A 25,466-nucleotide genomic window follows, 5' to 3' on the forward strand; every position below is an offset into this window, starting at 1 on the left:
TCAGGGGTGGCCGTACGGCTCCGCCGGCTCCGCGGCCTCCACCGAGCCGGGCGCGCGGCTGACCGACACGGGCTCCACCGCGCTGTCGTCGTAGACCGTCGGCATCTCGTCGACCGTGGTGTCCGCGGCCTCGATCAGTGCCTCCGAGTGGGCGCCGCAGCCGTGGTCGGCGCTGACCACCCGGCCGTCGTCGGGGGCGTAGAAGTTGCCGCAGGCGCCGAAGGACTGCCGCAGGGCACCGGCGAGCGGCAGGTAGAAGCCGCAGGTCCCGCAGCGCGCGGCGGCGGGGGCGGCGACCGAGATCGCCGCGGACGGGCCGTGGTCGCCGTCGTACCAGCGCTGGGCGGCGTCGCTGCGCCCCTCCCGGGAGAGCACCCGGGCCCGGCCGAGCCCGAGCTCCCAGGCGGTCTCCTCGACCGCCGGGTCGTCGGAGAGCACGTAGCCGGGCTGGAGCCGCTCGTCGTCCGGCGGGGTGGGCAGCAGGTCACCGGGGCCGAGGTCGCCCGGCTTGAGCCGCTCCTGCCAGGGCAGCCAGCCGGGCGCGAGCAGCGCGTCCGAGCCCGGCAGCAGCACCGTCTCGCAGACGGTGACGTGCCGGCTGCGGGGCACCCGGGTGACGGTGACCGCCCACCGCCAGCCGCGGTAGCCGGCGAGCCGACACTCGAAGTAGTGCGTGACGAGCCGGTCGCCCTCCGCGACGGCCTGCAGGTGGTCGCCGACGTCCGAGGCGTCGACCTCGGTGATGGCGTCACGCGCCACCTCGACGGCGGCGGCGCAGACCTGGTCGAGACGAGCGGCGCGGGCGGAGGCGGGCCTGGTCACCCCACCATTGTTCCCCATGCGTACGGCCGACCGACAGGCACCCGCCGATGACGTTCTGGCGCAGTGGTGCGGCGTGCGCCGATCGGATGGGCCAGGATGGTGGGCATGCCGCTGTTCTCCCGCTCCGGGCGTTCCGTACTCGGGCAGACCGTCGGCACCGCCATCAGGGCCGTACGCCTGCTGTTCCGGGGTTCGGTCAGCAGCGGGCGCTGGATGACCCGCCGGGCCGGCCGCGCCCGCGCCCGCGGCGCCGGGGGCGAGGTCGGCATGGTCCGGCTCTTCGACCTGCACGCGGTCTCCTGCGCCGGGGACACGCTGATCGCCATCGGCCTGGCCGGGACGATCTTCTTCAACGTCCCGCTCGGCGAGGCGCGCAGCAAGGTGGCCCTCTACCTGCTGGTGACCATGGTGCCGTTCGCCATGCTCGCCCCGGTGGTCGGGCCGCTGCTCGACCACTTCCGGCACGGCCGGCGGTACGCGCTGGCCGCCACCATGCTCGGCCGGGCCTTCCTGGCCTGGCTGATCTCCGACTACATCCACGGCTTCGGGCTCTATCCGGCGGCCTTCGGCGTGCTGGCGCTCTCCCGGGCCTACGGGGTGGCCCGCTCCGCGGCCGTGCCCCGGCTGCTCCCGGAAGGGCTCGGGCTGTCCCAGGTGGGCGCCCGGGCCAGCGTCTACGGCACGGTGGCGGGCGCGCTCGTCGCCCCGATCGGTCTGGCCGCCTTCTGGTTCGGGCCGCAGTGGCCGCTCCGGGTGGCATCGGTCATCTTCCTGGTCGGCATGGTGATCTCCCTGCGGCTGCCGCCGAAGGCCGACTCGGAGCCGCCGGAGCGGGTGCCCCGACCGCTGCGGGCGCTCGGCCGCCGCGCCGGGGACCGCCCGCTGGGCCGTGGGCGGCCGGCGGGCCGGCTCGTGATCGCCACCCTGATCGGCGCCGCGACCCTGCGCGCGGTCTACGGTTTCCTGCTGCTCTTCCTGGCCTTCGCGATCAAGGCGGGCGACCTCACCACCGTCGTCTTCGGCCGGGACCTGGGCGACGAGGGCGCGCTGGGGCTGGTCGGCGCGGCGCTCGCCGTGGGCACCTTCCTGGCCACCGCGGTCGGCACCCGGCTGCGCATCCACCGGCCGGCCGCGATCCAGTCCAGCGGCATGGTCATCGTGGCCGGCGTGGCGATCCTCGCCGCGCTGAAGTTCTCGCTGCCCATGGTTGCCCTGCTCTGCCTGGTCGCCGCGTTGAACAGCGGCATCGCCAAGCTCGCCGTGGACGCCTCGATCCAGGAACGCATCCCGGAGCGGCTGCGGGCCAGTTCCTTCGCGCACTCCGAGACGGTGCTGATGCTCGCCTTCGTCGCCGGGGGCGGGCTGGGGCTCGTACCCTTCGACGGCCGGATCGGGATCGCCGTCGCCGCCGCCGTCGGCACGGTGGCCGCCGCGCGGGGCGTGGTGGTGGCCGGCCGGCTGCGCGCGGAGCGTCTGCTCGGGCGGCCGCTGGGCGACGACGAACTGGCCGAGGAGACGGGCGAGACCGAACCGGACGGCCCGGGCGACGACGGCGCGGAGGTCCGCGACCCGGATGCCGGAGACCGGTACGACGCCGCGCCCACCTCCCCCGCCCCGGCGCAGGGCGGCTCGCCGCTGGACGACCCCGGCCTGGCGCCGCCGGGCTACCACATCTACCGGCCGTCGTCGGCGGTCGGCGGACCGGGCCCAACGGACGACGAGACCCGCCGGGAGTCGCAGGGGCCGCTCTCGTGACCGGCCTGCTGGTGGTCACGGCGGTGCCCGCCGAGGCGGAGGCGGTCCGGGCCGGCCTCGCGGACCCGACGACGACGGTGCTGCCGGTGGGGGTCGGGCCGGCCGTCGCCGCCGCCACCACCGCCCGGCTGCTGGTCCTCGCCGAGGCCGCCGGTCGGCCGTACCGTGGCGTGGTCAGCGCGGGCGTGGCGGGCGGCTTCGCCGGCCGGGTGGAGGTGGGCGCCACCGTGCTGGGCACTGTGTCCGTGGCCGCCGACCTGGGCGCCGAGTCGCCGGCCGGCTTCATCCCGGTCGACGAGCTGGGCATGCCGCCGGACTGGCTCGGCGGCGGCACCGCGCTCGCCGCCGACCCGGACCTGCTCGCCGGGCTGCGGGCCAGGATCCCGACCGCCACCGTCGGCCCGGTGCTGACCGTCAGCACGGTGACCGGCACCGCCGCCAGCACCGACGCCCTGCGCCGGCGGCACCCGGACGCGGTCGCCGAGGCCATGGAGGGGTACGGGGTGGCCGTCGCCGCCGCCCAGGCGGGCCTCCCGTTCGCCGAGCTGCGTACCGTCTCCAACCCGATCGGCCCCCGCGACCGCGACGCCTGGCGCATGCGCGAGGCGCTCGCCGCCCTGACCACCGCCGCGGCGGCCCTGGTCTGACCCGTCCCGCCTGCCTGCCCGGCCGCACCGTCAGTCCGCGACCGCTGGCCGAGGGTCGAGCCGCACCGTCAGTCCGCGACCGCTGGCCGACGATCGAGCCGCAGCGACCAGGGGCGGCTCGCCTCCAGTTGGTATCCACAGGCCAGCAGCAGGTCGACGCCACCGCACCGGGCAACCGCCTGGGCGCTCCGGATGCCCGCCCGGTCCATCTCATCGGTGAGCAGGCCGACCAGCCGACGACCGATGCCGAGCCGCTGGTAGTTCCCGGCCACGAGGACGCCGTCGAGGACGATCTCTCGATCCCCGCTCGGGCCGTCGCCGTACATGAGGTGCCGGCTGCGTTCGTAGGCCCGCAGCTCACCGACCAGCTCGCCGCCCGGCAGTTCGGCAACGAAGCGCCACGACGTCGCCGGCAGGCCGCCCGTCACCCGGCGCAGCCGGACCGTGCGCCGGATCTCCGCAGCCCACCGGCGTTTGTCCCGGTAGGCACGGTTCCGCTCGTACGTGGCCGCCGGTAGCGGGAGCGGCCACAACGAGGGCGGCAGGTTGTACCAGTTCGCCCACCAGGCACCGGGCCAGTCCTTCGGCTCCCGGACCTCCCACGCGTCGAGGTGGGCGGGATAACGCCGCCCGGCCGCATCTCGCAGCCCGTCGTGCGGCACCACCGGCAGCAGGCCGTCGGGCGGCACTGCCGACGGCCCGTCGAGTGGCGCTGCCGACGGCCCGTCGAGAGGCGGCGCCGACGGCCCGTCGGCGGTTTCGGCTCGACCGATCGCACCGACCGCCACCTTCCCGCCGGCAGCCCGGACGAGCCGTTCCACCGTGCGGAACCTCGGATCCATCGCCCGCCCCGACTCGATCCGGGCGAGAGTGGCCTGTGGCACGCCGGACAACTCGGCCAGTTCCCGCTGGCTCAGGTCTGCGCGGCGCCGCAGGGACCGGAGGGCCGCACCCAGGTCAACCGCATCTCTCTGCTCTGCCACCAGACCATGCTCCCGAGGCGCCGCGGCTTCCTCAACAGCCCTCCCAAACCTGTGGACAAACCTGTGGACAACCGTGGCAACGTCGGCAACCGCAACGGTGCCTCACGTTGATCGGCCGTCGATCGGCGGAGGCCGGCTCCCAGAATTGAGCCGGGCATGCCTCCTCGCGACGCTGTCGAGCTGAATCGTTTACGACATCACCGGTGAACACGGGGCCAGGCGGTGCGGCGGCCGTTATACCGCCAACGAGGAGCCCGGACCGAGGCGAACCGGCGACCACAGACCCAGACCGAGGCGAACCGAAGACCACAGACCCGGACGGGGGCGGGGCGGCGGCCACAGACTCGAACGGGGGGCGAGGGCGGCAGCCACAGACCCGGACGAGGGCGGGGCGGCAGCCACAGACCCGGACGAGGGCGGGGCGGCAGCCACAGACCCGGACGAGGGCGGGGCGGCAACCGTTACCCGGCGACGACGAGACCGAACCAAGGCAGAGCGACGACCGTTACCCCGCGACGACGAGACCGAACCGAGGCGCGCCGCCGACCACACGACCGCGGCCGGTCGGTCTGGTACAGCAAGGGCGGCGGCCGGCGCGGGCGGCAACAGAGCGGCTGGCATCGGCGGCCGATGGTGGGTGAGTGGGTGAGTGGGTGAGTGGGTGAGTGGGTGAGTGGGTGAGTGGGTGAGTGGGTGAGTGGGTGAGTGGGTGAGTGAGTCGTTTACGACATCAGCTCGATAGCGGTCGCACTCGCATTCCCAGCACGCCGCACCTGCCAGCACGACGGAACCGCCACACACCGGAACCGCCGCACGCCGGAACCGCCGCACGCCGGAACCGCCGCAACCGCATTCGCCAGTGCGCCGCGCACGGCGGGGCGCCGGAACCGCCGGCACGCCGCACCCGCCAGCACGATGGAACCGCCGCACACCGGAACCGCCGCAACCGCATCCGCCAGTGCGCCGCGCACGGCGGGGCGCCGGAACCGCCGGCACGCCGCGCCCGCCAGCACGCCGCGCTCCCGCCGGCCCCGAGCGCATGCGGGAATTCGTTTGGCTGACACCTGCCCGGGCTCCGCGAACGCAGGCACGCCGCTCGGGGGAACCGTGGGCGTAGCTCGGCCGGAACCGTGGGCGTAGGTCGAACAGTGGGCGTAGGTCACAGGGGTGGTGCCGCGGGCGGGTGACCACCAGGGGGCGGAGATACCGTGGGGGCGTGGCGCTCTCGCTGGCGATCTCGCCCTGCCCCAACGACACGTTCGTCTTCCACGCCCTGGTGCATGGCCTCGTGCCCGGCGCGCCGCCGGTCGAGGTGAAGTACGCCGACGTCGACGTGACCAACACCGCCGCCGAGCGGGGGGCCTTCGACCTGGTGAAGGTGAGCTACGCCGCGCTGCCGTGGCTGCTGGACGACTACCACCTGCTGCCCTGCGGCGGCGCGCTCGGCCGTGGTTGCGGCCCGTTGGTGCTGACCCGGGGCGACCGCAACGACCGCACCGACCGCACCGACCGTGACCTGACCGATCGCGATCGCACCGACCGTGCCGACCGAACCGACGGGGCCGATCGGGCCGACCTCAGCGGCGCCACGGTGGCGGTGCCCGGCGACCGGACGACGGCGTACCTGCTCTTCCGGCTCTGGGCGGCGGACCGGCCCCCGGCGCGGATCGAGGTCGTGCCGTTCCACGAGATCATGCCGGGCGTGGCGGCCGGCCGGTACGACGCCGGCCTGGTCATCCACGAGGCCCGGTTCACCTACCCGCGACACGGCCTGACCGCCCTCGTCGACCTGGGCGAGTGGTGGGAGGCCGACACGGGCCTGCCCATCCCCCTCGGCGCCATCCTGGCCCGGCGCGGCGCGGTGGATCCCGAGGCCGCCGCCGGATGGATCCGCGAGTCGGTCCGCCGGGCGTGGGCCGACCCGGCGGCGAGCCGCGACTACGTGCTGGCGCACGCGCAGGAGATGGAGCCCGACGTGGTGGACCGGCACATCGGCCTCTACGTCAACGAGTTCACCGCCGACCTGGGGGACGCCGGGTTCGCCGCCGTGGAGGCCCTGCTCGGCCGGGCCGCCGACGCCGGGCTCGTGCCTCAGACCTCCAGCTCGCGGGCGACCGCGTGGACGAGCTGAGCGATCTTCTGGGCGGTCTTGCGATCCGGGAAACGGCCGCGCCGCAGGTCCGGCTGGACCTTCGCTTCCAGCACCTTGATCATGTCCTCGACGAGGCCGTGCAGCTCCTCCGCCGGCCGGCGGCGCAGCTCCGCCACCGACGGCGGGGCGTCGAGCACCTTGACCCCCATCGCCTGCGCACCCCGGCGGCTGTCCACCACGCTGAAGTCGACCCGCTGACCGCCCTTGAGGTCGGTGACACCCGCCGGTAGCGCGGTCTTGGGAAGGAACACGTCGCCACCCTCGTCGCTGGTGACGAACCCGTATCCCTTGGCCGCGTCAAACCACTTCACTCGACCCGTCGGCACCTGAGAACCCCTGCTTCGCTTGAGACGTCTACTGCCCCAAGGCTAGCCGGATCATCCCGTCCAGCGCCGCCGGGAATCCGGTGAGATCATCCAGCACCACCTCCGCCCCGGCCGCGCGGAGTTCGTCCGCCGAACACGGGCCGGTGGCGACCGCGATGCCGGGCACGCCCGCCGCACGCGCGGCCACCATGTCGGCCACGTGGTCACCCACGTAGTGGGTGGCGCCGTGTCCACGCAGCGCGGTCGCCTTCTCCTCGGCGAACAGGTCGCCGGCCACCTCGTCGACCACCAGCCCGAGGTGGTCGAGGTGCAGCCGGGCCAGGCGGCCGAGCTTGGACGTGACCACCAACACCCGGCCGCCGCGTTCGCGGACCGCGTCGATCGCGGCGCGGGCGCCGGGCAGCGCGACGGTGGGCGTGATCGCGTACGCCGGGTAGAGCTCCCGGTACGTCCGGACGGCCGCGTCGACCTGCTCCGGCGGGAACCAGCGGGCGATCTCGGTACGCAGCGGCGGGCCGAGCCGGGACACCGCGGCCTCCGCGTCCACGTGCACCCCCGTCCGGGCGGTCAGGGCCCGATAGGCGTCGGCGATGCCGGGGCGCGAGTCGACCAGGGTCATGTCGAGGTCGAAGCCAACCGTCAGTGAGGGCATGCGCAGAACCTACCCGCCCATCGCCTGGAGTCAGCCGGACGTCCGAGGGGCGGGAGGACCCCCGGTCGGGCTAGCGTGGAACGACGATGACCACCTCACTCGCCGACCACCTGCGGTCGCTGCCCGACGAGTCGCTCGCCGCCCTCCTCCAACTGCGGCCGGACCTCGTCGTGCCCGTGCCCGCCGACGTCTCCGCGCTCGCCATCCGGGCCCAGTCCCGGGTCTCGGTGGCCCGCGCGCTCGACGGGCTGGACCAGTTCACCCTGCAGATCCTGGACGCCGCCCGGCTCACCCGGAACGCGGCCGGCGGGACCACCTCCACCGAGTCGGTGCTCGCCATGGCCACCGCGGGGCCGCACCCGCCCGCCCCCACCTCCGTCCGCGCCGCCGTGAACCGGCTGCGCGCGCTCTTCCTGCTGCACGGCCCCGAGAGTGACCTGCACGTGGTGGCGAGCGTCGACGAGGTCTCCCCGTACCCCGCGGGGCTGGGCCGGCCGGCGGCGGAGCTGGACCCACGGGCGGCGGCGCTCTGCGCGGACCCGGCGAAGCTGCGGCGGACGCTGCTGGCCGCGCCGCCCTCGGCCCGGGCGATCCTGGACCGGCTCGCCGCCGGGCCGCCCGTGGGCAGCGTGCCGCCGGGCGCGTTGCAGGCGCCGCCCGTCGGCGCGGAGGACGACCTGCCCCCGGACCCGACCAACGGCGGCGCGCCGACCGGCTCGCCCGTGCGCTGGCTGGTCGACCACCACCTGCTGGTGCCGGTCTCGGGCGGCAAGGCCGGCGCCACCGGCACGGTGGAGCTGCCCCGGGAGGTCGGCCTGCTGCTGCGGCGCGACAGCGGCCCGCTCGGCCCGCTGCGGACCAGCCCGCCGCCGGTGGCCACCCCGCCGCGCGAGCCGAAGGCCGCCGACTCGGCCGGGGCCGGGCAGACCATGGAGGCGGTACGCCACACCGAGGCGCTGCTGGAGCAGCTCGCCGCCGAACCGGCGCCCGTGCTCCGCTCCGGCGGCCTGGGGGTGCGCGACCTGCGCCGGCTGGCCAAGGCGGTCGGGGTGGACGAGCCGACGGCCGCCCTGCTGCTGGAGGCGGCGTACGCGGCGGGGCTGATCGGCGAGGTGGACCTGCCCGGGGCCACCACCAGTCGCTACGGCGCCGACCAGCAGGTCCTGCCCACCGCCGGGTACGAGGTGTGGCGCGCCGGTTCGCTCGCGCAGCGCTGGGAGCAGCTCGCCCGCGCCTGGCTGACCATGACCCGCCAGGTCGGGCTGGTCGGGCAGCGCGACGACCGGGACCGGCCGATCGCCGTGCTCTCGGCCGAGGCGGAACGGGCCGGGGCGCCGGCCGCCCGGCGGGCGGTCCTCGGGGTGCTCGCCGACCTGGAGCCCGCCACCGCGCCCACCCCCGAGGAGGTGCAGTCCCTGCTCGACTGGCGGGCGCCCCGGCGCAGCCGGGGGCGGGAGGCCACGCACCGCGAGGTGCTGACCGAGGCGGCCACGCTGGGCGTGACCGGGCTGGGGGCGCTCACCTCGTACGGGCGGCTGCTGCTCGCCGACGTCACCGCCGCCGACGAGCGGGGCGCGGACGACCCGCTCGGGCTGCGCGCGGAGACCGAGGGCGGCGACGGGACCGGCGCCGTGCGAGCGCTGGACGCGCTGCTGCCCGCCCCGGTCGACCACTTCCTGGTGCAGGCCGACCTGACCGTCGTGGTGCCCGGCCCGCCCGACCCGGCGCTCGCCGCCGAGCTGGAGGTGGTGGCCGAGCACGAGTCGGCCGGCGGGGCCAGCGTGCACCGGGTCACTCCGACCAGCGTGCGCCGGGCGCTGGACGCCGGGTACTCGGCCGACGACCTGCACGCCCTGTTCCGGCGCCGGTCCCGCACCCCGGTGCCGCAGGGGCTGACGTACCTGGTGGACGACGTGGCCCGCAAGCACGGCGGGCTGCGGGTCGGCTCGGCCGGGGCGTACGTGCGCAGCGACGACGAGGCGCTGCTGACCGAGGTGCTCGCCGACCGGCGGCTGGAGTCGCTGGCGCTGCGCCGGCTCGCCCCGACGGTGCTGTCGACGCCGTACCAGGTGGGCCGGATGCTCATGGCCCTGCGCGAGGCCGGGTACGCCCCGGTGCCCGAGGACGGCAGCGGGGCGGCGGTGCTGTCCCGCCCGAAGACCCGCCGGGCCCCGGCCCGGGTGTCGGTGGCGACCCGGACACTCGACCCGCTGACCGCGCCGAAGTTGTCCATGCCCCGCCTGCTCGGCGTGGTGGAGCAGATCCGGCGCGGCGACGCGGCGGCCCGGGCGGCCCGGCGCGCGCCGGCCGTGGTCCGGGGCGGCGCGGCGCGTACCGGGCCGGCGCCGGTGCACACCCACACCGACGCCCTCGCCGTGCTCCAGCAGGCGGTGCGGGACAAGGCGCTGGTCTGGGTCGGGTACGTCGACGCGCACGGGGCGACCGCGTCGCGGCTGGTCCGGCCGGTCTCGATCGGCGCGGGCTACCTGCGCGCCGAGGACGAGCGGACGGAGATGCTGCACACCTTCGCCCTGCACCGGATCACGGCGGCGGTGCTGGAGGACTGAGCAGACCGGGTCAGCGCCGGCTGCGCCGCACCGTCCCGACGACGGAGACGACCAGCAGCAGCGCGAACCCGGCGCCGGCCGACTCGCCGACCGAGTCGACGAAGCCCTGCTCCAGCACCAGCCAGCCGAAGAGGAACCAGCCGACGAGCACCACCGCGGCGGCCGCGTACGCGACGACGGTGGCGGTGGAGACCTGCTCGTCCGGCAGCCGGTCGCGCTCGACGCTGTGTTCCGGTATCGCCTCCCGGTCGACCGTCATCTCCAGCCTCCCCGTCCGGTCCGACGCCTGGCATCCAGCGTGTCACTCGGGTGGCGGGAGTGACAGGGGTTAAAACCCCGATCGGACGGCGTGTGCGACGCGGGTGGGCCGGCCCCGGGGCGGCGGATCAGGTGCCGCGGCGGCGGATCAGGCGCGGCGGCGGCTCAGGTGCCGGGGCGCCGGCCGACCAGCACCACCCGGCTGCCGACCTTGCCCAGCTCCCAGTAGCGGACGGCGTCGGCGTGCAGCAGGTTGACGCAGCCGTGCGAGCCGATCGACTTGTCGTGCAGGTAGGTCGTGGTCTCGTGGAAGCCCATCCCCTGCGTGAAGTGCTGCCAGTACGGCAGCCAGACCTCGTACGGGTCGGACCACTCCTTGACGTTGCGGTAGTTGATCGTGAAGGTGCCGGCCGGGGTGCGGTAGCCGGGCATGCCCGTCCGCGTGACCGTCGGCTTCACGAGCACCTTGCCGTTGCGCATCACCCAGGTGGTCTGCCGGGTCAGGTCGATGCAGAAGGTGGTGCCGGAGCCCGCCCGGCAGCGCCCCGTGTCGGTGCTGGCGAGCCGCTTCGCCACGTCGTGGGTGGTGGGGCCGGCGCGACCGTGGGCGGGGCGGATGTCGTACCGCTTCTGGAACTTCTTGATCGCGGCGCAGTCGGCCGCGGACTGCCGGCCGTCCACGGTCAGCGTGCCGAACCCGCCCAGCCGGGCCAGGTACGCCTCCACCTCGCGCTGGTGCTCCCCCTGCGGACAGCCGGCGACGGACGGCGACCCGGTGGGCTTCGCCGCGGGACGGGTCGGCTTCGGCGTGCTCCGGGTCGACGTGGGCGAGGGCTTCGCCACCGGCTTCGCGGGCGCCGTGGCGGGCCGGGTCCGCTGGTCCGGCCCGGGCGCACCGCTCGCCCCCGTTACCTCCGCAGCACCGACCGGGACGGGACCCCCGCCCCCACCGCCGTCGGCCTCCGGATCGAACGCGCACGCACCGGCGCCGACCAGCGTGGCCACTGCCAGGGCGAGGAGCCGGGTGGTGATCCGGACGTGTTTCATGGCGCCTCCCGTGACAGGTGTCCTACTGCTAGACGTTGTGAGCACCGCTCCGGTTGCGCCCGATGTCCAACTTTTTCTGCGTCACCCGGATGCGTGCAACACTGGTGGGTCGGCCTGGGGCGGGTCAGTCGCCTCCCGGACAGCCGGCGACCCGAGGCGGAGGAGAGGCACTGGCGTGAGCGGTGGACCCCTGATCGTGCAGTCGGACAAGACCCTGCTGCTGGAGATCGACCACCCCGACGCGCAGGCGTGCCGGATGGCCATCGCGCCCTTCGCGGAGCTGGAGCGCTCCCCGGAGCATGTGCACACCTACCGGCTGACCCCGCTCGGGCTGTGGAACGCGCGCGCCGCCGGGCACGACGCCGAGGCCGTGGTGGACGCGCTGATCAAGTACAGCCGCTACCCGGTGCCGCACGCGCTGCTGGTGGACGTGGCCGAGACGATGGACCGGTACGGTCGGCTCCAGCTCGCCAACGACCCGGCGCACGGTCTCGTCCTGCGGGCGCTGGACCGGCTGGTGCTGATCGAGGTCGCGAAGAGCAAGAAGCTCGCCGGGATGCTCGGCAACAAGATCGACGACGACACGATCGCGGTGCACCCGTCGGAGCGGGGCCGGCTCAAGCAGGCGCTGCTCAAGCTCGGCTGGCCGGCGGAGGACCTGGCCGGCTACGTCGACGGCGAGGCGCACCCGATCGAGCTGGCCGAGGCGGGCAAGGACGGCGGGAAGCCGTGGACGCTGCGGTCGTACCAGCGGGAGGCCGTGGAGGCGTTCTGGGCCGGCGGGTCGGGCGTGGTGGTGCTCCCCTGCGGCGCCGGCAAGACGCTGGTCGGGGCGGCGGCGATGGCCGAGGCGAAGGCGACCACGCTGATCCTGGTCACCAACACGGTCGCCGGGCGGCAGTGGAAGCGGGAGCTGATCGCCCGCACCTCGCTGACCGAGGAGGAGATCGGGGAGTACTCGGGCGAGCGCAAGGAGATCCGCCCGGTCACCATCGCCACGTACCAGGTGCTCACCTCGCGGCGCGGCGGCGCGTTCACCCACCTGGACCTGTTCGGGGCCCGCGACTGGGGCCTGGTCGTCTACGACGAGGTGCACCTGCTGCCCGCGCCGATCTTCCGGTTCACCGCGGACCTCCAGGCCCGTCGCCGGTTGGGCCTCACGGCGACCCTGGTCCGCGAGGACGGCCGGGAGGGCGACGTGTTCAGCCTGATCGGCCCGAAGCGGTACGACGCGCCGTGGAAGGACATCGAGCAGCAGGGCTGGATCGCCCCGGCCGAGTGCACCGAGGTACGGGTGACGCTCACCGACGCGGAGCGGATGGCGTACGCGACGGCGGAGGCCGAGGAGCGCTACCGGATGGCGGCGACCGCCCGGACGAAGCTGCCCGTGGTGAAGGCGCTGGTGGACCGGCACCCGGGCGAGCAGGTGCTGGTGATCGGCGGCTACATCGACCAGCTGCACCAGCTCGGCGAGTACCTCGGCGCGCCGATCGTGCAGGGCTCCACCACGAACAAGGAGCGGGAGCGGCTCTTCGACGCGTTCCGCACCGGGGAGGTCCGCACGCTCGTGATCTCAAAGGTCGGCAACTTCTCCATCGACCTGCCCGAGGCGGCGGTGGCGATCCAGGTGTCGGGCACGTTCGGGTCGCGGCAGGAGGAGGCACAGCGGCTGGGGCGGGTGCTGCGGCCCAAGGCCGACGGCCGGCAGGCGCACTTCTACACCGTCGTCTCGCGGGACACCATCGACACGGAGTACGCGGCCCACCGGCAGCGCTTCCTGGCGGAGCAGGGGTACGCGTACACGATCGTCGACGCCGACGACGTCCTCGGCCCGAAGCTGCCCACCGTCGACTGACCTCGCGTCGACCGACTCGACAGCCCGCCGAAACCGGTGCCCGCGCTCTGGTTCATCACGGAGCTTCCGTCGTGGAGGAGCTTGCCGGCCGGATGGGGCCGGGGGGGGGGGGGGGGGGGGGGGGGGGGGGGTTTGGGGCGGGCGGGCCGCTGAGCGCGGCCCGCCAGCCCCGTCGAGGCTTGCTCAGCCCGCGCCGCCGGCGCGGAACGCCACCCAGGCGTCGCTCATCCGGTCGGCCTGTCCGGCGGTGAACATGTTCATGCAGGAGTCCTGCGTGTAGTCCATGAAGTTGTGGATCGGGTCCAGCCCGGGTGCGGTGCAGGTGTCCGCCCCCACCGGGCAGTTGAACTGCGGGGTCGCCTCCCGCGGGGTGTCCGCGACGAAGTCGCCGGAGGCGGAGCACCCGTGCGCGAAGGTGTGCTCCAGCATCAGCCAGTGCCCGACCTCGTGCGTCAGGGTGTCACCGAGGGCGTACTTGCCCGCCGTCCCGCCCGGCATCGACTCGTCGAGCATCACCACGCCGTCGATGAAGTCCCGGCCGTTGTTGTAGCCCTTCGGGAAGTACGCCCACCCGAGCAGGCCGCCGCCGATGTTGGCCGCGTACACGTTCAGGGTGCGGGAGTCGCCGGTGTGCAGCGCCTGCTTCATGTCCCGCTCGTTCTTGCCCGGCACGACGGTGTACCAGTCGCTGTTCACCGTCCACGTCGTGTCGACCAGGTCGAACCGGAACGGGGTGTCGGAGGCGTTCGCCGCGGTGCGGCCGGCGAACGAGTCGTTGAGCACCTTCATCTGCGCCGCGATCAGGGTGTTCCACCTGGTCGTCTCCGCCGCGCTGAGCGGGTGGTCGGAGATCATGTGGAAGACCGTCGGCACGGTGACGCTGCCGTTGGGCAGGCGGGGGGAATCCTTGATGACGCCGTACGCGTTCGCCTCGTTCTTGGCGTACAGCTCCGGCTCCTGCGCGGTGGCGCCCTCGGCGAGCCGGGCCGCGCCGTGCCCGTCGGCGGCCGGCTCGCACTCTGCGACACCCGGGGAGACGGTCACGGGCGCTGCCGAGACCGCGCCGTAGGCGCCGCCGGACGCCAGGAGCGTCGCGGTGGTGGCGGTGAGGACTGCCAGTCGGAAGATCGGTCTCCTGTGCATCGATGCACCTTTCAGGAGGATGGAGGCGGTGCGGGAGTCGACGCGGGCTGCCATGACCAGGGTCGATGACGTCGTCTTCCCGGTATGAGACCACGTCGGTGGCACCGGCAAAAGACCTGGGAGACAGGGCCGGTGGCGGCGTAACGGCAGAGGGGCGAGGAGCGCTGTTGCAGAGGGCGTCGGCCCTGCCGTGTCCGGTACGCCCGTTTTCCGGGCGGCTACGGCCGGCGGACCCGGTAGTGGAGGTGGGTGACCTCGCCGTTCTCGTACCAGCGGAAGAGTTGGTCGAGGCCGCCGTCGCCCGGACCGGCAATGTAGCCGTCCAGCGACATGCTCGCCTCGGTGTAGGGCCCCACCATCAGAGCACTCGGGTGATCTGCTCGGCGGCGATCAGGGCGTCGAGCCGGGCCGGGTCGAGGTTGGCGCAGAGCACCACCGACGCGCCGACGGCCAGCGGCGCCAGCAGCCAGTAGACGGGCTGCTCGTGCTCGGCGACGTCGACCAGCAGTCGGTCGCCGGCCCGCAGGTCGAGCCGTTCCGCCACGGCCAGCGCGACGCTGCCCCACTCGCGGTAGCTCGTGCCGTCGGAGCTGGCCGCATCGGCGCTGGTCAGCGTGGCGGACGCGGGCAGCGCGTCGGTGTGCCGCCGCACCTCGGCGAGCCATTCCAGGTAGCCCGGCGGCACCTCCTTCGGCGGGTTGGCGCCGAGCCCGAGGACGTAGCGGTGCCGCGCCTCGGGCACGTCCTCCAGCCAGTCGTCCAGCCGCTTCGCGCTGACGAAGAGGGCGTCGAACGGCTCGTCGTCGCCCGGCGCGACCTGCGGCAGGCCGGCCGTGGCACGCGGGCGGAACGACACCGCCACCCCGGCCGACCAGGCGCCCAGCAGCACGGCGGCGGTCTGCCAGTGGGCCGGGAGGAGCACCGCCGCCCGGTCGCCGACGCCGAGCCCGCAGCCCTCGCGCAGCAGCCCGGCGGCCCGCGCCGCCCAGCCGCCCAGCTCCGCGGCGGTCAGGTCGATCCGTTCGCCGGTCGCGGCGTCCAGGTACGTCAGCAGCGGCTGGTCGATCTCCGTGGGCCGGTCACCGGCCGGCGACTCCCGGACGAGGGCATCGGTCAGGGTCATCACGCACTCCTCGGGCAGGCTGAGGCCACCCTACTCAAACGGGCACCGGACGGGCGTTCCACCGGCGCACCGGCGGTTGTCGACTCCGTGGTGACCGGTTCCGAGCGTCGGCCGCGCCGCTACTGCGTGCTGGCCGGCGGGTCCGGGGCGAGGCCGGCACTGTCGTCCCCGGTCCTGTCAGCCGGTTGCGCTAGTGTCCGGCCGTGGTGACCGAAGCGTTCGACATCTGGACCGACGACGACGTCGCCGACGCGGCCGGGGAGCGGCCCAGGCTGCCGGCAGGATGGGCCGACGCTGCCGGGCCGGGCATCGACGTTCGGACCTGGCCCAGATCACCGCGCACCGGTCAGCCGATGCTGCACTGCTTCACGCTGCGGTTGCCGGAGGCGTACCGGCGGCGCGGGCCCGATCTGGTGGCCGTCGCCGTCTTCCAGTGGGAGGACGAGCTCTACTTCGAGGACCCGTCGCCGGAGGTCACGGCGGTCATCGCCGGACGACCGGCCGACGTCGCACAGCCCGAGCATCCGTTCTGGGCCGAGCTCGCCCAGGCCAGGGCCCACCCGCGTCTCCAGGTCGCCGACGACGGCGTCGCGTCCCTGTTCGCCATGGTGTGGCTCACCGAGGCGGAGCTAAACGGACCACGGGTGGCCCGACCCGCTGCGGGGCCCTCGCTCGCCGACGGCGAAGTCGACAACACCTCCTGGCGGGCTAGTCATGGCGTCTACGGCTCCCTGTGGCTGGTCCCCCGCGACGACCCCAACGCAGGCGTGCCGCCGGTGAGGTTCCCGTCCGCCGACGACGCCTACGTCGACGTGCCGGACAGATTCGACGTCTTCCACGCCGAACACCTGGGCGGCACCTGCATGTCCCCCGACGGAGCGCGCAGCGGCCTGTCGCCCTGGTACGTCGAGGTGAGCCGGCTGGGCGGCATCAGTTTCGGCGGCGACCAGGACATCGCCCTGGACCTCGAGAACGGCGCCTTCCTCGGCGACTGGAGCACCGATGTGATGATCCCGGGCCCCGATGCCGGTCGACCGGTTCCGCAGCGTTGATCCAAGACAACGAGCACGTGGAACGCTGACCGTCACCCCGGCAGTTCGGGGCCGCCGTCGAGCAGCGGGGCGAGCAGGTCGCCGTGCTTCTCCACCCGCTTGAGCACTTCGCTCGCCACGTACGGCTTCGCCGAGGGCCGCTTGCCGGCCGCGCCCGCCTCGACCTCGTCCCAGGTCAGCGGGGTGGACACGGACGGCACCGACTGGGCCCGCAGCGAGTACGGCGACACGGTGGTCTTGGCCGCGTTGTTCTGGCTCCAGTCGATGAACACCTTCCCCGGCCGCAGGTTCTTCGCCATCTTCGACACGATCAGCTTCGGGTGCGTCCGCTCCAGCTCCTGGGCGATCCGCTTCGCGTAGGCGGACACGTCCTCGGCGTCCTGGGTGCCGGCGATCGGGCAGCAGAGCTGCATGCCCTTCTTGCCGGACGTCTTCGGGTAGCTGTCGATGCCGTCCTCGGCGAGCCGGTCGCGCATCAGCAACGCCACCTGGCAGCACTGGCGCAGCGCCGCCGGCGGCCCCGGGTCCAGGTCGACGACCATCATGTCCGGGTGCTCGCCGATCTTCCACTGTGGGGTGTGCAGCTCCAGCGCGGCGAGGTTGGCCAGCCAGACCAGGGTGGGCAGGTCGTCGGCGACCACGTAGTCGATGGTCTCCCGGCCCTTGCTCGACCCGGGCGCGGGCAGCGTCTCGGTGCGGACCCAGCCGGGGGTGGCGGCGGGGGCGTTCTTCTCGAAGAACGAGCCGCCGGTGACGCCGTTGGGGAAGCGGATCCGGGTCAGCGCCCGGTCACGCAGGTGCGGCAGGAGCACCGGGGCGATGCGGGTGTAGTAGTCGATCACCTCGCCCTTGGTGAAGCCGGCGTCGGGATAGAGCACCTTGTCCAGGTTGGACACCTCCAGCGCGCGCCCCTCGACGTCCACCCGGAACCGGTCAGCCGGCATCGTCCACCTCCTCGGCGGGCTTGTCCGGCCGCAGTCGGAGCACCCGGGGGAACCGCAGCCGTCCGTCCGGGGTGCGCTGGCCGTACTTCACCTCCACCACGACCCTCGGTGTTACCCAGATCGCGCCCCGGGCATCCTCGCGCGGCAGGTCGCCGGCGAACGGCGACGCGCCGGTCCGCAGCGGCTCCAGCTCGCGGAGCAGTTGCCGCTCGATGGCGGCGCCGATGCCGCCGCCCACCCGCCCCCGGTAGACGAGCCGCCCGTCCGGGCCGGGCACCCCGACCAGCAGGCCGCCGATCTTCCGTGCCCCGGGCCGCCAGCCGCCGACCACGAAGTCGCCGGTCACCTCCAGCTTGACCTTGACCCAGTCCGGCGAGCGCACCCCGGGGCGGTAGACCGACTCGACCCGCTTGGCCATCACCCCCTCCAGGCCGTGCTCGCCGGCCGCCTCGTAGGTGGCCAGCCCGTCGGGGAAGACCGGCGACACCGCCCACCGGGCGCCGCCGAGCGCCAGGCCGTCCAGGGCCTCCCGCCGGCGGGCGTACGACCAGCCGGTCAGGTCCTCGCCGTCGAGCCGGAGCAGGTCGAAGATCATGTACGTCACGGGCATGACCGCCGCCAGCCGGGCGGCCTTGTTCCGGTCGCGGACGTGCATCCGCTCCGCCAGGGCGGTGAACGAGGGCTGGCCGGTCTCGCCGAGCAGCACCACCTCGCCGTCGAGCAGGGCGTCGCCGACCTGCTCGTGCAGGGTGGCCAGCTCGGGGTACGCGGCGGTGATCTCGACGCCGGAGCGGGCGTACAGGTGCTGCCGGCCGGCGCAGATGTCGGCGAGCGCGCGCACGCCGTCCCACTTGAACTCGTACGCCCAGCCGGAACCCGCCGGGAGCTGCCCGGTCATCGCGAGCATCGGCTTGAGCGGCGCGCCGGGCACCTCCTGACTGTACTTGCGCACGGAAGCCCTCGCGTGGCCTTCGATCTTTTGCGATCCTGGGCAGTACCGGCGAGAGGAGCACGGGATGCGGGCCATCTGGAAGGGAGCGGTCTCGTTCGGGCTGGTCTCGATCGGGGTGCGGGTCTACTCGGCCACCGAGGAGAAGGACATCCGCTTCCACCAGGTGCACCGGGAGGACGGCGGCCGGATCCGCTACAAGCGCACCTGCCAGGTCTGCGGCGAGGAGGTCACCTACGACGACATCGCCAAGGGCTACGACATCGGCGGCGGCGAGATGGTGATCCTGACCGACGAGGACTTCGCCGACCTGCCCCTCTCCACCTCGCACGCGATCGACGTGCTGGAGTTCGTCCCCGCCGAGCAGGTCGACCCGATCCTCTACAACAAGGCGTACTTCCTGGAGCCCGAGGGCACCGCCACCAAGCCGTACGTGCTGCTGCGCGACGCGCTCGCCGACTCGGAGCGGGTGGCGATCGTCAAGGTGGCGCTGCGCCAGCGGGAACAGCTCGCCACGCTGCGGGTCCGGGAGGGCGTGCTGCTGCTCAACACGATGCTGTGGCCGGACGAGATCCGTACCCCCGACTTCGGCTTCCTGGACGAGGACCTGAAGGTCCGCCCGCCGGAGCTCGCCATGGCCAGCTCGCTGATCGACTCGATGGCCGGCGAGTTCGAGCCGGACGCCTTCACCGACGACTACCGGGCCGCCCTCCAGGAGGTCATCGACGCCAAGGTCGAGGGCCGCGAGGTGGTCCAGCCGGAGGAGGTCGAGGAGGCCCCGGCGGCGGCGGTGGACCTGATGGCGGCGCTGAAGGCGTCCGTGGAGCGGGCCAAGGCGGCCCGCGGCGAGGCGCCGGCCGGCGGGGGCGGGGAGCCGACCCCGATCTCGGCGGCCCGCTCGGCGCAGAAGAAGGCAGCCGAGAAGAAGGCGACCAAGGCCCCGGCCAAGAAGGCCGCCGAGAAGAAGGCGGCGCCCAAGAAGACCGCCGCGAAGAAGGCCGCGCCGAAGAAGGCCGCCGAGGGCGAGAAGAAGCCGGCGGCCAAGAAGGCAGCCCCGAAGAAGGCGGCCCGCAAGACCGCCTGATCCTCTCGGGCGCGGCCGGAGCGCCGCCCGCGGCAGTCCCCTCGACCGACCGACCCCGCGCCCGCCGCCGGGGCCACCGGGGCGGGCCCGCCCCTTGCGGGTGGGAGCGGCGACGGCCGAGGCGGCACGGTGGGCGTCCGGGCGGGTACCGTGTGCGTCGGCTTTCCCCCCGGCACTCCGATGCCGGCCACCACCTTCGCAGCAGGGAGTCGACGCCGTGAGCGAGCGTACGCAGAACCGGTCACAGAAGTCGGAGCGGCGGCTGGCCGCCCAGTTGGCGGCGCAGAAGGCGGCCGAGGCGAAGCGTCGCCGGCAGGCCTGGGCCGGCGGGCTCGCGGGCGTCGCCGTCGTCGCGGTGCTGATCACCGTCTTCGTCACCATCGGGCGCAACGACGACGACCCCAAGGACCAGGCGGCCGGCACCCCGTCGGCGTCCGCCACCGCCCCGGCGGCCGACGCCCCCGGCGCCCCGCAGCTCCCGGCGGGCGCGGACCCGGCCCTGGGCAGCAAGCCGACGGTCACCGCCGGCAAGGGCGAGCTGAAGAAGCTCACCGTGACCCCGCTGATCAAGGGAACCGGCCCGGCGGTGCAGAAGGGCCAGACGATCACCACCAACTACGTCGGCGTGTTCTTCAAGGACGGCAAGGAGTTCGACTCGTCGTGGAACGCCGGCCAGCCGGCCTCCTTCCCGATCGGCGTCGGCCAGGTCATCCCCGGCTGGGACCAGGGCCTCGTCGGGGTGACCGTCGGCAGCCGCGTGCAGCTCGACATCCCGGCCGAGCTGGCGTACGGCACGAAGCCCGCCGGCGGCCGTCCGGCCGGCCCGCTGCGCTTCGTGGTGGACGTGCTCGCGGCCCGGTGACCCGGCTGGCCGGCCCGGTTCGCCCGGGTTGTCGCCCCACCGTGATGCAGTAGCCCACAGAGGGCTTCCGGCCCTTCACCCACCGGCAGTAGGTTCAGCGTCACCCCGGGCGGTCCCGCCGGCCGGGGTGCCAACCGGACCGGACGCGGAGGTGCACGTGACGGCGCTGGACGACGCGGGGCGAACCGCCCGGGTGATGTGGACGCACTTCGAGCCGGTCCACGCGGTCACCTACTTCCATCCCCGGGCCCGGACCGCCTTCGAGGCGGTCGGCCTGCGCGGCTTCTGGCGTGGCTACTTCGCCGGCCGGGCCGCGCCACTCGGGCCCGTCGACGCCGCGCCGGTGGTCGCTTCGTTCTTCAACTTCGCCCCGCACACGGTGGCGCGGGCGCTGCCGGCGGTCTGGCGGCTCGCCACCCCGCAGGAGGCGCTGCGCGCCCGGCTCACGGGCGCGGTGCAGGCGCTCGCCGAGCTGACCTACGAGCTGCCCGAGTCGCACCTGGTCGAGGCGGCCGACCTGCTGGAGGCGGCGGCGGCCGAGGTCGAGCCCGCCGGGCGGGTGCTCGGCGCGGCCAACGCCGCCCTGCCGCGCGGCGAATACCCGCTGGCCCGGCTCTGGCAGGCCGCCACGACGCTGCGGGAGCACCGCGGTGACGGGCACGTGGGGGCGCTGGTCGCGGCCGACCTCGACCCGGTGGAGACGCTGGCCTGGCGGGTCGCGGTCGGCATGCCCCAGCTGAACCTGCTGGGCCGGGGGTGGACCGAGGAGCAGTGGGCCGCCGCCCGCGCCCGGCTGGCCGAGCGGGGCTGGCTGACCGCCGGGGGCGAGGCGACGGAGCGGGGCCGGGCCCGGTTCGAGGCGATCGAGGACGCCACCGACGCCGCCGCCGCCCGGCCGTGGCGGACGCTGGGCCGGGAGCGCGCCGACCGGCTGCGGGAGCTGCTGGAGCCGATCGCCGTCGCCGCTCACTCGGTCATCCCCGAGGGCAACCCGATCGGCCTGCCCGCGCTGCGACGCTGACCCGGTCGGGTGGCACGCGCGGCCGCCCCATGGGGCAGGATGGGGCCGTGGCTGATGCGGTGATCTTCGACCTGGACGGCGTGATCGTGGACTCCGAGCCGGTCTGGGAGGAGGTCCGGCGCGCGTACGTGGCGGCGCACGGCGGGACCTGGCAGCCCGACACCCAGCGCCGGCTGATGGGCATGAGCACCGGCGAGTGGTCTCGCTACCTGAGCGGGGAGCTGGGCGTCGACCGGGGGGCCGAGCAGGTCGCCGCCGAGGTGGTCGAGGAGATGACCCGGCGGTACGCGGCGCGCGTACCGCTGATCGACGGGGCCGACGAGGTGGTGCGCCGACTGGCCGGACGGTGGCCGCTGGGGCTGGCCAGTTCCTCGCCGACCCGGCTGATCGCGGCGGCGTTGGCCGCGACGGGCCTGGCCGACGTGTTCGGCGCGACGCTGTCGACCGAGGAGACCGAGCGGGGCAAGCCGGCGCCGGACGTCTATTTGGCGGTCGCCGAGCGGCTGGGCGTCGACCCGGCCCGCTGCGTCGCCGTGGAGGACTCGTCCAACGGCGTCCGGTCGGCGGCAGCGGCCGGGATGACGGTGGTGGCGGTGCCGCACGGGGCCTACCCGCTGGACCCGGACGCCGAGCGGCTCGCGGCCGTGGTGCTGGGGTCGGTGGACGAGCTGACCCCCGGGACCGTGGACCGGCTCGGATAGCGGCTCAGGCGGGGCGGGCGACCACGTCGAGCAGCGGCGTCGGCCGGTCGACCCGGGCGATCTCCACGACGGTCCAGCCGGCGGCGACCACCCGGTCGCTGAGGCGGTCGACGAGCACGGCGAGTCGCGTGGCGTGCGGCGGCTCGTAGACCAGGTGCAGCGCTCCTCCGGGGGCCAGCAGGCCGGCGAGGTGGCGGAACTCGGCCGTGGGCGGCCGGGTCCAGAACAGGTTGACGTTGACCGCGAGGATGCGGTCGTAGCGCTCCCCGGACGATTCCAGGGTGGACAGGTCGGCGTGCCGGAACTCCGCCCGCCCGGTGGCCACCTCCGCCGCGTTGCGCTGCGCGGCGGCGCGCAGCGCGGTGGCGGAGCGGTCGACCGCGACCACCCGGGCGACCTGTGGAACCGCGCAGATGAGCGCGACGGCGACCCCGTTGCCGCAGCCGATCTCCAGCACCCGGTGGCCCGCGCGCAGGTCGAGCCGGTCCACGGCCCACCGCAACCGCTCCGGCACCGGCCTGGTCGCCATTCCGCCAGCGTAGCCACGCCGGACGCCGTCAGGCCGCCCAGGTCGAGCCGGGTCGCCGGGTGAGGAGACGGGGATGAAGGCGATCGTGTACGAGCGCACCGGCGACGCCTCGGTGCTGCAACTGGTCGACCGGCCGGTGCCGGAGCCCGGCCCCGGCGAGGTGCTGGTGCGGGTGGCCGTGTCGGGGGTGAACCCGACGGACTGGAAGTCGCGGCGGCAGGGGCCGCTGCCGGACGGCTGGCAGACGCCGGGGCAGGACGGCGCGGGGGTGATCGAGGCGGTCGGCGAGGGTGTCGACCAGGAGCTGATCGGCGAGCGGGTCTGGCTGTGGGAGGCCGCCTGGCAGCGACCGTGGGGCACCGCCGCCGAGTACACGGTGGTGCCGGTCCGGCAGGCGGTGACCCTCGGCGACGCCTCCTTCGACCTGGGGGCCTGCCTGGGCATTCCCTTCCTCACCGCGCACCGGTGCCTGACCGCCGGGGAGTACACGCCCGACCGGTTGCGCGCGGGCGCGCTCAGCGACCACACGGTGCTCGTGCAGGGCGGGGCCGGCGCGGTGGGCAACGCGGCCATCCAGCTCGCGCGGTGGGCGGACGCCTGCGTGGTCGCCACGGTCAGCAGCCCGGAGAAGGCGCAGCTCGCGGCGGCGGCCGGCGCGTCCTTCGTGGTCAACTACCGCGAGCAGGACGTGGTCGAGGAGGTCCGCAAGATCGCGCCCGACGGGGTGCACACGATCGTGGAGGTCTCCGCGGCGCGCAACGCCGCCACCGACGTCCAGTTGCTCCAACGCGGCGGCGCGGTCTGCGTCTACGCCGACGACGGCGGGGCCGAGGTGACCCTGCCGATCCGGCCGCTGATGGCGCCGAACGCGCGCTGGCAGTTCGTGCTCGTCTACACCGAGCCGAAGGCGGCCAAGGCCCAGGCGGTGGTGGACGTGGCCGCCGCGGCGGCGCAGGGCGGCATCCGGGTGGGCGAGGACGCGGGGCTGCCGCTGCACCACTACCCGCTCTCGGCGGCCGTCGCGGCGCACCAGGCGGTGGAGGACTCGACGGTCGGGAAGGTGCTGATCAGCACCAGCGGGGAGGGGTGACGGCGCTGCCGGGCTGGCGCGCCGGGTCGACGACCGCCCGAACCCGCCTGAGCTGGACGGATTTCCCCGTCATCGGGACAGAGGCGAACAACTTTCGCAACAATGACTGTGCGGGTCGCCCCGCATGGAGCGGGCGGCCCCGGCGCGGTGCGAACGCCGGGGCCGCCCCTGGGGAGGGATGTCTCAGGAGTGCGTCCCTTACCCCAACAGGCGACGGCGCGCCTGAAAACGTTACGGGGCCGTCAGCTCCCGCACACTCAACTCGCCCCCGGCGTACCTCGAGCGCACCACCTTCTTGTCGAACTTGCCGACGCTGGTCTTCGGCACCGCGTCGATGACCGCCCAGCGCTCCGGCAACTGCCAGCGCGCCACCGACCCGGCCAGGAACTCCCGCAGCTCCTCCGGGTCGGCCTGCGCCCCCTCGCGGAGGACCACGGTGGCCAGCGGTCGCTCCCCCCAGCGCTCGTCGGGCACCCCGACCACGCACGCCTCCAACACGGCCGGGTGGGCCATCAGGGCGTTCTCCAGCTCGACCGAGGAGATCCACTCGCCGCCGGACTTGATGACGTCCTTGGCCCGGTCGGTCAGCGTGATGTAGCCGTCGGGCGAGAGGGTGCCGACGTCGCCGGTGCGCAGCCAGCCGTCGCGGAACTTCTCCTCGTCCGGGGTGTCGTCGCCGAGGTACCGGGCGGTCACCCACGGGCCGCGGACCTCCAACTCGCCGACGGACGTCCCGTCGGCGGGCAGCGGCTCGCCCAGCGGGCCGACGATCCGGGCCTCCACGCCGGCCGGCACCCGACCCTGGGTGTAGCGGTAGCGCCAGGCCTCGTCGCCGCTCGCCCCCGCCGGCGGACGGGCCACCGAGCCCAGCGGCGACATCTCGGTCATCCCCCAGGCGTGCACCACGTCGACGCCGTGTCGCTCGGCGAACGCGTGCATCAGCGCCGGCGGGCAGGCCGAGCCGCCGACGATCACCTCCCTGAGCGAGGAGGCGTCCACGTCGTGGCTGTCCAGATGGGCCAGCAGGTCGTTCCAGATGGTCGGCACCGCGCCGGCCAGGGTGGGCCGCTCGGCGGCGATCATGTCGGCGATCGGCGCGGCCTGGAGGAAGCGGTCCGGCATGACCAGCGACGCCCCGGAGAGGAAGGCCGCGTACGGCAGGCCCCAGGACATCGCGTGGAACATCGGCACGATGGCCAGCTCGCGGTCGGTCGGGCCGAGGCCGAACGACTCCGGCATGCAGATCTGCAGGGAGTGCAGGTAGATCGAGCGGTGCGAGTAGGCGACCCCCTTGGGGTGCCCGGTGGTCCCGGAGGTGTAGCAGAGGGCGGCGGCGTCGCGCTCGTCCACCTCCGGCCAGTCGTAGACCTCCGGCCGGTCGGCCAGCAGCGCGTCCCAGTGGTGTACGGCGATCCGGTCGCCGGCCGCCGCGACCAGCGGGGCCGGGTCCCCGCCGCCGACCACGACCACGTGCCGGACGGTGGTCATCTCGCCGATCACCCGGGCCAGCAGCGGGATGAGCGTCGTGTCGACCAGCACCACCCGGTCCCCGGCGTGGTTGGCGATGTAGGCGAGCTGGTCCGGGAAGAGCCGGATGTTGAGGGTGTGCAGCACGGCGCCCATGCTCGGCACCGCGAAGTAGGCCACGAGGTGCTCGCTGTTGTTCCACATGAAGGTGGCGACCCGCTCGTCGCCGGTGACCCCGCAGTCGTCGCGCAGCGCGTGGGCGAGCCGGGCGGCTGTCCGCCCGACCTCGGCGTACGTCATCCGGCGCGGCTCGCCACCGGTCCACGTCACCACCTCGGCCGTGCCGTGCACGGTCGAGCCGTGGGTGAGGATCCGCGCGACCTGGAGGGGGGCGTCCATCATCGTGCTACGCATGGGTAACAAGTTAGTGTCGCCGG

23 protein-coding genes and 1 pseudogene are annotated in these 25,466 nt (G+C 74.3%); 11 read left to right on the forward strand and 13 right to left on the reverse strand.

Annotated elements, in window-relative coordinates:
* Entirely contained in the window at nt 1–840 is an 840-nt protein-coding gene (locus ACSNOB_RS01080) for a DUF3027 domain-containing protein (RefSeq protein ID WP_436684617.1), read from the reverse strand.
* An 87-nt stretch (nt 841–927) separates the two neighbouring features.
* Between ACSNOB_RS01080 and ACSNOB_RS01085 the strand changes: the two genes are divergently transcribed.
* Nucleotides 928–2,577 carry an MFS transporter gene (locus ACSNOB_RS01085; RefSeq protein ID WP_436684618.1) on the forward strand — a complete coding sequence of 550 codons (1,650 nt, stop codon included), beginning with the start codon at nt 928–930 and terminating at the stop codon, nt 2,575–2,577.
* The gene (locus ACSNOB_RS01090; protein WP_436684619.1) at nt 2,574–3,224 is read left to right on the forward strand and encodes a futalosine hydrolase; all 651 of its coding nucleotides are present in this window, start codon (nt 2,574–2,576) and stop codon (nt 3,222–3,224) included. Before ACSNOB_RS01085 ends, ACSNOB_RS01090 begins: the two co-directional genes overlap by 4 nt.
* A 68-nt stretch (nt 3,225–3,292) precedes the next feature.
* Here ACSNOB_RS01090 and ACSNOB_RS01095 read toward each other — a convergent pair whose 3' ends face one another.
* A complete protein-coding gene (locus ACSNOB_RS01095) occupies nt 3,293–4,207 on the reverse strand; it encodes a GNAT family N-acetyltransferase (protein WP_436684620.1) in 915 nt (304 codons plus the stop codon).
* A 1,276-nt stretch (nt 4,208–5,483) separates the two neighbouring features.
* Here ACSNOB_RS01095 and ACSNOB_RS01100 point away from each other — a divergent pair.
* Entirely contained in the window at nt 5,484–6,338 is an 855-nt protein-coding gene (locus ACSNOB_RS01100; RefSeq protein ID WP_436684689.1) for a 1,4-dihydroxy-6-naphthoate synthase, read from the forward strand.
* Here ACSNOB_RS01100 and ACSNOB_RS01105 read toward each other — a convergent pair.
* Nucleotides 6,299–6,685 carry a cold-shock protein gene (locus ACSNOB_RS01105; protein WP_393102140.1) on the reverse strand — a complete coding sequence of 129 codons (387 nt, stop codon included), beginning with the start codon at nt 6,683–6,685 and terminating at the stop codon, nt 6,299–6,301. The genes ACSNOB_RS01100 and ACSNOB_RS01105 overlap by 40 nt on opposite strands.
* Before the next feature lie 28 nt (nt 6,686–6,713).
* Nucleotides 6,714–7,337, reverse strand: a complete 624-nt coding sequence (locus ACSNOB_RS01110; protein WP_436684622.1) for an HAD family hydrolase — start codon at nt 7,335–7,337, stop codon at nt 6,714–6,716.
* A gap of 86 nt (nt 7,338–7,423) precedes the next feature.
* On the opposite strand from ACSNOB_RS01110, the gene ACSNOB_RS01115 reads away from it, so the two are divergent.
* Entirely contained in the window at nt 7,424–9,904 is a 2,481-nt protein-coding gene (locus ACSNOB_RS01115) for a helicase-associated domain-containing protein (protein ID WP_436684623.1), read from the forward strand.
* Between the two features lie 10 nt (nt 9,905–9,914).
* On the opposite strand, the gene ACSNOB_RS01120 is transcribed toward ACSNOB_RS01115, so the two are convergent.
* Together ACSNOB_RS01120 and ACSNOB_RS01125 are read right to left on the reverse strand one after the other, a co-directional pair.
* Nucleotides 9,915–10,163, reverse strand: coding sequence for a hypothetical protein (locus ACSNOB_RS01120; RefSeq protein WP_393102137.1), 249 nt, complete (start codon nt 10,161–10,163; stop codon nt 9,915–9,917).
* Nucleotides 10,164–10,327: 164 nt separating this feature from the next.
* Nucleotides 10,328–11,209 carry a L,D-transpeptidase family protein gene (locus tag ACSNOB_RS01125; RefSeq protein WP_436684625.1) on the reverse strand — a complete coding sequence of 294 codons (882 nt, stop codon included), beginning with the start codon at nt 11,207–11,209 and terminating at the stop codon, nt 10,328–10,330.
* A 175-nt stretch (nt 11,210–11,384) separates the two neighbouring features.
* Between ACSNOB_RS01125 and ACSNOB_RS01130 the strand changes: the two genes are divergently transcribed.
* Entirely contained in the window at nt 11,385–13,064 is a 1,680-nt protein-coding gene (locus ACSNOB_RS01130; RefSeq protein WP_436684626.1) for a DNA repair helicase XPB, read from the forward strand.
* A gap of 183 nt (nt 13,065–13,247) precedes the next feature.
* On the opposite strand, the gene ACSNOB_RS01135 is transcribed toward ACSNOB_RS01130, so the two are convergent.
* From ACSNOB_RS01135 to ACSNOB_RS01145, 3 genes are all read right to left on the reverse strand, one after another.
* A complete protein-coding gene (locus ACSNOB_RS01135; RefSeq protein WP_393102134.1) occupies nt 13,248–14,207 on the reverse strand; it encodes a zinc metalloprotease in 960 nt (319 codons plus the stop codon).
* Between the two features lie 218 nt (nt 14,208–14,425).
* Nucleotides 14,426–14,566 (reverse strand): hypothetical protein, encoded by a 141-nt coding sequence (locus tag ACSNOB_RS01140; RefSeq protein WP_436684627.1) that lies wholly within the window; start codon nt 14,564–14,566, stop codon nt 14,426–14,428.
* Nucleotides 14,566–15,330 carry a TIGR03089 family protein gene (locus tag ACSNOB_RS01145; protein ID WP_436684628.1) on the reverse strand — a complete coding sequence of 255 codons (765 nt, stop codon included), beginning with the start codon at nt 15,328–15,330 and terminating at the stop codon, nt 14,566–14,568. The genes ACSNOB_RS01140 and ACSNOB_RS01145 overlap by 1 nt, the downstream gene beginning before the upstream one ends.
* A 203-nt stretch (nt 15,331–15,533) precedes the next feature.
* On the opposite strand from ACSNOB_RS01145, the gene ACSNOB_RS01150 reads away from it, so the two are divergent.
* Complete coding sequence (locus tag ACSNOB_RS01150) at nt 15,534–16,382, forward strand: hypothetical protein (protein WP_436684630.1); 849 nt, start codon at nt 15,534–15,536, stop codon at nt 16,380–16,382.
* Nucleotides 16,383–16,414: 32 nt separating this feature from the next.
* On the opposite strand, the gene ligD (ACSNOB_RS01155) is transcribed toward ACSNOB_RS01150, so the two are convergent.
* A complete protein-coding gene (gene ligD, locus ACSNOB_RS01155) occupies nt 16,415–17,326 on the reverse strand; it encodes a non-homologous end-joining DNA ligase (protein ID WP_436684631.1) in 912 nt (303 codons plus the stop codon).
* Nucleotides 17,316–18,257, reverse strand: a complete 942-nt coding sequence (ligD, locus tag ACSNOB_RS01160; RefSeq protein ID WP_436684690.1) for a non-homologous end-joining DNA ligase — start codon at nt 18,255–18,257, stop codon at nt 17,316–17,318. The genes ligD (ACSNOB_RS01155) and ligD (ACSNOB_RS01160) overlap by 11 nt, the downstream gene beginning before the upstream one ends.
* Before the next feature lie 85 nt (nt 18,258–18,342).
* Between ligD (ACSNOB_RS01160) and ACSNOB_RS01165 the strand changes: the two genes are divergently transcribed.
* The 4 genes and pseudogenes from ACSNOB_RS01165 (at nt 18,343) to ACSNOB_RS01180 (ending at nt 21,943) form a co-directional block, all read left to right on the forward strand.
* Nucleotides 18,343–19,359: a Ku protein gene (locus ACSNOB_RS01165; RefSeq protein ID WP_436684632.1), complete on the forward strand. Its 1,017-nt coding sequence runs from the start codon at nt 18,343–18,345 to the stop codon at nt 19,357–19,359.
* Between the two features lie 180 nt (nt 19,360–19,539).
* A pseudogene (locus tag ACSNOB_RS01170) lies at nt 19,540–20,221 on the forward strand (FKBP-type peptidyl-prolyl cis-trans isomerase).
* A gap of 196 nt (nt 20,222–20,417) precedes the next feature.
* Nucleotides 20,418–21,242, forward strand: coding sequence for an SCO6745 family protein (locus ACSNOB_RS01175; RefSeq protein ID WP_436684691.1), 825 nt, complete (start codon nt 20,418–20,420; stop codon nt 21,240–21,242).
* Nucleotides 21,243–21,271: 29 nt separating this feature from the next.
* Nucleotides 21,272–21,943 (forward strand): HAD family hydrolase, encoded by a 672-nt coding sequence (locus tag ACSNOB_RS01180; RefSeq protein ID WP_393102129.1) that lies wholly within the window; start codon nt 21,272–21,274, stop codon nt 21,941–21,943.
* Between the two features lie 4 nt (nt 21,944–21,947).
* On the opposite strand, the gene ACSNOB_RS01185 is transcribed toward ACSNOB_RS01180, so the two are convergent.
* Nucleotides 21,948–22,472, reverse strand: coding sequence for an SAM-dependent methyltransferase (locus tag ACSNOB_RS01185; RefSeq protein ID WP_436684633.1), 525 nt, complete (start codon nt 22,470–22,472; stop codon nt 21,948–21,950).
* Between the two features lie 73 nt (nt 22,473–22,545).
* Between ACSNOB_RS01185 and ACSNOB_RS01190 the strand changes: the two genes are divergently transcribed.
* Nucleotides 22,546–23,562, forward strand: coding sequence for an NADPH:quinone reductase (locus ACSNOB_RS01190; protein WP_393102127.1), 1,017 nt, complete (start codon nt 22,546–22,548; stop codon nt 23,560–23,562).
* Nucleotides 23,563–23,793: 231 nt separating this feature from the next.
* Here the strand turns inward: ACSNOB_RS01190 and ACSNOB_RS01195 are convergent, their stop codons facing one another.
* A complete protein-coding gene (locus ACSNOB_RS01195; protein ID WP_436684634.1) occupies nt 23,794–25,443 on the reverse strand; it encodes a fatty acid--CoA ligase in 1,650 nt (549 codons plus the stop codon).
* Nucleotides 25,444–25,466 lie beyond the last annotated feature (23 nt).

This window comes from Micromonospora sp. URMC 106, from assembly GCF_051386395.1.
Lineage (GTDB): Bacteria > Actinomycetota > Actinomycetes > Mycobacteriales > Micromonosporaceae > Micromonospora.

What these genes read in the sequence shown, in the direction of transcription:
- ACSNOB_RS01185 (WP_436684633.1), bottom strand. Translation starts at nt 22,472, where the DNA reads ATGGCGACCAGGCCGGTGCCGGAGCGGTTGCGGTGGGCCGTGGACCGG.
- ACSNOB_RS01115 (WP_436684623.1), top strand. Translation starts at nt 7,424, where the DNA reads ATGACCACCTCACTCGCCGACCACCTGCGGTCGCTGCCCGACGAGTCG.
- ACSNOB_RS01145 (WP_436684628.1), bottom strand. Translation starts at nt 15,330, where the DNA reads ATGACCCTGACCGATGCCCTCGTCCGGGAGTCGCCGGCCGGTGACCGG.
- ACSNOB_RS01120 (WP_393102137.1), bottom strand. Translation starts at nt 10,163, where the DNA reads ATGACGGTCGACCGGGAGGCGATACCGGAACACAGCGTCGAGCGCGAC.
- ACSNOB_RS01190 (WP_393102127.1), top strand. Translation starts at nt 22,546, where the DNA reads ATGAAGGCGATCGTGTACGAGCGCACCGGCGACGCCTCGGTGCTGCAA.
- ACSNOB_RS01140 (WP_436684627.1), bottom strand. Translation starts at nt 14,566, where the DNA reads ATGGTGGGGCCCTACACCGAGGCGAGCATGTCGCTGGACGGCTACATT.
- ACSNOB_RS01165 (WP_436684632.1), top strand. Translation starts at nt 18,343, where the DNA reads ATGCGGGCCATCTGGAAGGGAGCGGTCTCGTTCGGGCTGGTCTCGATC.
- ACSNOB_RS01135 (WP_393102134.1), bottom strand. Translation starts at nt 14,207, where the DNA reads ATGCACAGGAGACCGATCTTCCGACTGGCAGTCCTCACCGCCACCACC.
- ACSNOB_RS01195 (WP_436684634.1), bottom strand. Translation starts at nt 25,443, where the DNA reads ATGCGTAGCACGATGATGGACGCCCCCCTCCAGGTCGCGCGGATCCTC.
- ACSNOB_RS01125 (WP_436684625.1), bottom strand. Translation starts at nt 11,209, where the DNA reads ATGAAACACGTCCGGATCACCACCCGGCTCCTCGCCCTGGCAGTGGCC.
- ACSNOB_RS01085 (WP_436684618.1), top strand. Translation starts at nt 928, where the DNA reads ATGCCGCTGTTCTCCCGCTCCGGGCGTTCCGTACTCGGGCAGACCGTC.
- ACSNOB_RS01110 (WP_436684622.1), bottom strand. Translation starts at nt 7,337, where the DNA reads ATGCCCTCACTGACGGTTGGCTTCGACCTCGACATGACCCTGGTCGAC.
- ligD (WP_436684631.1), bottom strand. Translation starts at nt 17,326, where the DNA reads ATGCCGGCTGACCGGTTCCGGGTGGACGTCGAGGGGCGCGCGCTGGAG.
- ACSNOB_RS01180 (WP_393102129.1), top strand. Translation starts at nt 21,272, where the DNA reads ATGGGGCAGGATGGGGCCGTGGCTGATGCGGTGATCTTCGACCTGGAC.
- ACSNOB_RS01175 (WP_436684691.1), top strand. Translation starts at nt 20,418, where the DNA reads ATGTGGACGCACTTCGAGCCGGTCCACGCGGTCACCTACTTCCATCCC.
- ACSNOB_RS01080 (WP_436684617.1), bottom strand. Translation starts at nt 840, where the DNA reads ATGGGGAACAATGGTGGGGTGACCAGGCCCGCCTCCGCCCGCGCCGCT.